Raw genomic sequence first — 5,866 nt, forward strand, 5'->3', positions numbered from 1 at the left:
CGGGTCGAAGCACCCGCCGTATTTCGCTCACCGCTTTTTCAAACGACGGGACATGATGGAGAACACCCATTGATGTAACAAGATCGAAATGCCCGTCAGGATAGGGAAGCTTCTCGGCATTTCCGACCAGAAAATGGCCATCTAATTTCTCTAATGAAAAGCGTCTACGGCTGAGCTCTACAGATTTTCGCGTCAGGTCGATGCCCCATACATCGGCACCGCCCCGAGCATATTTACTCAACACATACCCATTGCCGCACCCGATATCGAGAACACGCTTGCTCGAATATTCGGAAAATCCATATACCTTATCTCGCAACCAGGTGGGCTCGACTTCTTCCCGTGCCTCCTCGAAGGCCAGATAGAATTCCTCCGTCCCCGGCTCATGAGATATACCAGCGGATGCAACAGGATTTTTTTCCCAGAAGTTCTGGATTTCGCTCAGCGTCGCAGGTTCGCTCGCGGTTTGTACTGGGACTTTCTCATCGTTCATGATGGTCTTTCACATCCCCGCAGCGGCGGCGAGCTCTCGCCTGAAAGCGGCGCGTACATGTCCCGCATCGTGATTTTTTAAGGCCACTTCTTTTGCACGTAGAGCCAACCGCTTCCTCAGTTCATCGTCCGCTGCAAGCACCTTGATCGCATCAACCAGTTTATCGACACCTTGCTCGGAAACGACATATCCCCAGCCCTCTCGTTCGGCATATTGCACCGAAGCAACCTCCCCCGGGCCGTAAACCAGCACCGGTGTGCCAGAACACATATAGGCCGGTACCTTCGTCGGCATCGAATAGCGAATATAGCGAATGCTTTCATCGTCAAAATTCACGGGCAAGACAAGAAGATCCGCTCCGGCAAACAAAGACGCCACTGTTTCATGCTCCGGAGGCGGGTGAAATTTAACACTTGGATGATTTTCCAACTCGCTCGCATAACGATTCTTGAAACTGTCCGGACAGCACAGTGCCATCTCAATTTTCATACCCGAGGCATGAAGTTCCGCAACAGCGCGGCAGACATCTCGAATCCCTTCAAGGGCCGAATTCGCTATAATCGCCCCGGAATAAACCACGCGAAAAGGGGCTGCCTTGTCCCATTTTTTCCTGGAATCTCTCTCCCAGCTAGCAACATCGATGGTGTTCATAAAATCCACGAATGGGTGGCCCCACCTTTTGCCATAGGCCTCTGCCATACTCGGCGAAATGGCCATCCGAAGCGAAGCCAGGGAGACGATATCTTGCCCTTCACTGAGAATCTGCCTTCTAAAGTAAGGAGCGATTACCCCCCGCCGATAGGATGTCTCCATCCAGTCATCCATCATATGTATGGTAATCGGCGCTCCAGCCAACGCTGCAACCCCTTTAGTTAGACGAATAAAAGGAATGGATCCTAGAAGGCTGTATACAAGTTGCGGCTTAAAATTCAGGACCCATTGTTCAAGACGAGATGAAATTTTCGCCTTGTGAAATAAACCGTCGCCAATAAGAAACCGTTGAATTTTCTCAATTCGGGAAGGCCCCACTACGACTTGCTCAATTTCGCCAGAGGAAGTGGATTGCTCATCTCGCCCCTGTTTACGACTATTCTGCCACCGTTTGAGCATCGATACAGGCCACTTCCACTCTAACTCTGCACTGGCCAATCGGTATTCGTTTTCACAAACAGAATGATCCGAAGGAATGGTGTCCGAATGAAGGATCGCGATTTTATCCTTAGGCCACCCTTTATACAGATTCGTCAGCGTGACGCCGCCACCGAAATAGGGATTAAAGGAGTTAGGGCTGATAACGAGAACCGACGGAAAAGATTTAGATTCCATATATTAAACCTGTTGGGTCTTATACCACTTGACTGTTCGTTCAAGGCCTTCGCGGAAATCTGTTTTCGCCTGAAACTTGAACTCCTCCAAAGCTCGGCTGGTATCCAGACGCCTCCGTGGTTGCCCGTTCGGCTTCGAAACGTCCCAAACAATATCGCCCCGAAATTCACAAATATGCGCTATCAACTCAACGAGATCTTTGATAGAAATTTCAAATCCTGAGCCTATGTTTACTGGCTCAGATCCGTCATAAGCTCTTGCAGCCATCAAAATCGCATCAGCACAATCTTCCACATAAATAAATTCACGTGTTGGCGAGCCATCTCCCCAGCACACGATTCCACTTTCCCCCCGTTCGTTCGCTTCCAAGCATTTTCGAATAAGCGCCGGAATTACATGGGAAGACTCGGGGTCAAAATTATCTCCAGGTCCATACAAATTCACCGGCATCAGGTGGACGGAATTAAATCCGTACTGCTGACGATAAGCTTGCCCCTGAACGAGAAGCATTTTTTTCGCAAGCCCATACGGTGCATTCGTCTCTTCAGGATACCCATTCCAAAGATCTTCTTCCCGAAATGGGACCGGCGTGAATTTAGGGTATTCACAAATCGTGCCCACGCCCACGAATTTTTCTACCCCGGCCTGCCGCGAATACTCCATCAGCATCGCGCCCATCATTAAATTTTCATACGTGAATCGACCGGGATTTTCCTTGTTTGCGCCAATTCCACCCACAACTGCCGCCAGATGTATAACCATTTTCGGCTCAGTTTCTTTGAGAAGCCTTTCGACAGCCTCTTCCCGAGTAAGGTCATACCGAGCTTTCCTCGGAATAATGATATCCTTACAACCACAGTCACTAATTTTTCGTACCAAATGTTGCCCAAGAAAACCGGAGCCTCCGGTTACCAACACTCGTGCTTTTTCTATCTCCATCTATTGCGCTCTCCTTTTCGATCTTCGATCCTAAATCATCGACGATCATCCTACCCTGTATTTTTTAATTCGGTCTTCTCAAAAGAAACATCCAGTCTGCCGCCATAGTGTGTGGCAAAATATCAGCCAGGCGGTTATTAACTTGGTAGATTAGATTCCGAAAAGGATTATAATAAAACAATTCGTCCACATAGGGACCGCAGAGAATTGTCCTTCCCCTACATTCAAGCTCTTCATATCCGGCAGCAACAAAGAGGGCCCGAATTTCGTTTAGCCGAAAAAATTGGACGTGCCCATCATCCAAATTAAAACTTCCGCCAAAATCGCGATTAACAGGCGCGACAATACCATTTTCTTGATTTTGGCTTACCTTTAAACCTTGTTTGAGATGTCGAACAACCCTTCTCAGAAAATGAATAACCGTCCCAATACCTATTTTATTGAGGAAGTTTTCAAAACTACGAAGCTTTTCAAAATTTCCATATCCATTAGGGACACTGATCAGGGCAATGCCGCCGGGAAGTAACAATTGATACAGATTCTCTAATATTTCTCCCGGATTCTCGGAATGCTCCAAAACCTCGGAGCATATGACGGCTTCGTACTTCTCTCCGCCGTCCACAAATCGTGACAGTGGCATGGTGGAGAATTTCACATTTGGCAACTGATTCGTTGATTGCGCAACCTGGATTGAGGGTTCATGTAAATCAACACCCAAATAACTATCAGCAACCTCTCCCAGCGGGATGGTTAAATGAGCGCCGGTGCCACATCCGTAATCGAGCACCCGGATATCATTTTTTCCGGATTTTATTTTAAAATTATCGATCCATTCCCGAAATACAGAAAACCGTTTGACTATTCCGTATGCCGATTCAGTCAAATGATAGGATAAATTCGCCGACATATTAACGACCGGATCTACAAGTTAGTGAAGAGACGTAAAAGGACCACACTTTACGGCCAGAACCGACCCAAGTGTATGTCATATGGATTTCAAGCTTTGTATCACATACAAATTTGATGCAGGCTATTGGAAGGCAGTTGACAAATATTTCGATAGACATCCTGAAGCCATTCCACCAAGCTGGCAGCTCGCCTTCCAGAGTGTTTAAATTTCAAACCCTGACAAACATCAATAGCGAACCCCGGTTCAACAACAAGAGAGGAAAGACTAGGCGCTGAGAAACTTCTCATATGCTCCCAACGGTGAAACATACACTTGCATTCGGGACATATTTTCATGCTGGCGTCCAAATCCTCCTCGTTTGGATTCGTTATCAATAGATAACCACCGGGCATTAAAATTCAACATCTATCCTTAAGAGTAGAATCGATTTGCTCTTCGAATAAATTTTCAATCACTTCAACCAGAAAAACGACATCAAACGAATTATCGTTATCTTTTTTAGATCCTCCTGAACGCTCACCACACCGAGAGATTTTGGATGCTCTCCGATATGAATTGCGGCATCCCCAGCGAGTGATGGCGAAAATTCCAGTCCCTAACAAGTGATACCACTCTCAATTAAATGACGCAGCATAAGGCCTCAGCCATATCCATAATCAAGAACTTTCTTATCGTCTAGTGATATTTTCTTTGATCGAATTAAACAACAGATCTGCCGGAATGCATGCCAAAATAATTATTATCGAAATATGGACTACCACTATAGAATCCCCAGAGCGCTCAACCTTATCCGGCGTCCATTCAATTTTTTTTCCAGCTTCTACCCAACATTCTTCACGTACTCTTAATAATTAATGCCAAATCATAATCAATCAGGATTTCACGTCCAATAAACCCATCAACGGCTTAACAGATCAAGCTCATCAGACTCTAAGACCCAATCTGCCAGACGATTAAGATCCGTAGCCGAATCGAGTTGGGTTCGTGAAGCGACATGAAATTCAGGTTTTCCGTTCAAGGGATGGAAAATACCAGGTTCCGCTGAATATCTCATATTGAATGAGGTGAAAGGAAAAGGCCTAAGAAGGAAAAGACCATATGCGTATTTCTGTGCCAGCTCTATTGCTACAGCATCCATAGGAGGATATTCTTGAATCTTAGAGAGTCTGTCTAGATATTCTTCCTGGGTTGATGAATCAATTGTAAATTCCCGTTCTGAATAATGACTGGTCCCCGCGGTAAACACGGGAACACCATATAGCGCCATTTCTATACCTATTGTTCCGCGAACCGTAATACAGAAGTCCGCCGCATCAAAAAGAGAGAACGTATTAATATCGGTGTCGGCGGGAAGTATTTTCACATGTGCTGGCAACTCATAAATTTCATCCCTAAGAACAATATTTTCCGCGTACTCGCCGGTATAACCGTCGGCCTCCCGCCTCCAGACGTTCACCGGATGAAGCTTAACCACCCAATTGACCGTATCGTTATTACACGCCGCCTTGACGGTTTCCACCAGCCATTTTGCGTAATCATCAAAAAGGCTTTCGCCATAGAAAAAAGTAGCGTCCCATAAAATATGCGCGAAAATGAACGCATTCTTTTTTTCAGGGTTTAACCCAAGCTGCGACACAATTTCTTTTTTTGTTTTGATAATTTTATCGTGCTGAATTCGCTGAAAATTAAACCAAGTGGCGTTACAGTAATGCTCCTTGTGCTCCAGGAGCAGCTTAGTTTTACTTTCCTCATTTAAGGAATGACTTTTCAAACTCTCCCAGGACCCCTCCGACAGCGAACTTGGATGAACGCCGCATGTATCGGTCGTATAGCGTTTGTACATTCGAGAGTCATCTCGGTGTGAAGCACACCAGAGAATTGTATTTTGCTGCCGCAGATGCGAAACGTCGAAAAATTCACCAAAAGGAGTGTAACCATGTTCGTTGAACATCACTGCGGAGGGTCGGTATTTGTCGTATAAAGCTTCCGCGGCATGGACGTTCCTCAATGCCTCAGGGAAAAGCCGTTGAAACATTTCCATTTCCGGCTTTCTTTCAAGAGCAACCGTTCCCTGGTGCAGGACACGCGACATCCAAGACAGGACATGGCGGCCCACATGAACGCCCCTGTAGAGGTAATAGATCAAATCCCTGTAAGAAGGTTTCTCGGCAAGTACCATTTCCATTTCGGCGACAAAA

5 protein-coding genes are annotated in these 5,866 nt (G+C 46.1%); all 5 read right to left on the bottom strand.

What is annotated here, in order from left to right; all coding sequences use genetic code 11:
- A partial coding sequence (locus HOJ95_06195) for a class I SAM-dependent methyltransferase (GenBank protein ID MBT6394274.1) occupies positions 1 to 493 on the bottom strand: 493 nt, incomplete at its 3' end.
- A gap of 9 nt (positions 494 to 502) precedes the next feature.
- On the bottom strand, positions 503 to 1,819 hold the full coding sequence (locus tag HOJ95_06200; protein MBT6394275.1) for a glycosyltransferase family 4 protein: 1,317 nt from the start codon (positions 1,817 to 1,819) through the stop codon (positions 503 to 505).
- Positions 1,820 to 1,822: 3 nt separating this feature from the next.
- Positions 1,823 to 2,758: a GDP-L-fucose synthase gene (locus tag HOJ95_06205; protein MBT6394276.1), complete on the bottom strand. Its 936-nt coding sequence runs from the start codon at positions 2,756 to 2,758 to the stop codon at positions 1,823 to 1,825.
- 64 nt (positions 2,759 to 2,822) lie between these two features.
- The gene (locus tag HOJ95_06210) at positions 2,823 to 3,641 is read right to left on the bottom strand and encodes a methyltransferase domain-containing protein (protein MBT6394277.1); all 819 of its coding nucleotides are present in this window, start codon (positions 3,639 to 3,641) and stop codon (positions 2,823 to 2,825) included.
- Between the two features lie 925 nt (positions 3,642 to 4,566).
- Positions 4,567 to 5,847, bottom strand: coding sequence for a hypothetical protein (locus tag HOJ95_06215; protein ID MBT6394278.1), 1,281 nt, complete (start codon positions 5,845 to 5,847; stop codon positions 4,567 to 4,569).
- Between the last annotated feature and the right edge of the window lie 19 nt (positions 5,848 to 5,866).

The sequence above is a fragment of the Nitrospinaceae bacterium genome (assembly GCA_018669005.1).
GTDB lineage: Bacteria > UBA8248 > UBA8248 > UBA8248 > UBA8248 > UBA8248.

Excerpts from the sequence above, each read along its gene's own strand:
- HOJ95_06200 (MBT6394275.1), bottom strand. The coding sequence starts at position 1,819 with ATGGAATCTAAATCTTTTCCGTCGGTTCTCGTTATCAGCCCTAACTCC.
- HOJ95_06205 (MBT6394276.1), bottom strand. The coding sequence starts at position 2,758 with ATGGAGATAGAAAAAGCACGAGTGTTGGTAACCGGAGGCTCCGGTTTT.
- HOJ95_06215 (MBT6394278.1), bottom strand. The coding sequence starts at position 5,847 with ATGGTACTTGCCGAGAAACCTTCTTACAGGGATTTGATCTATTACCTC.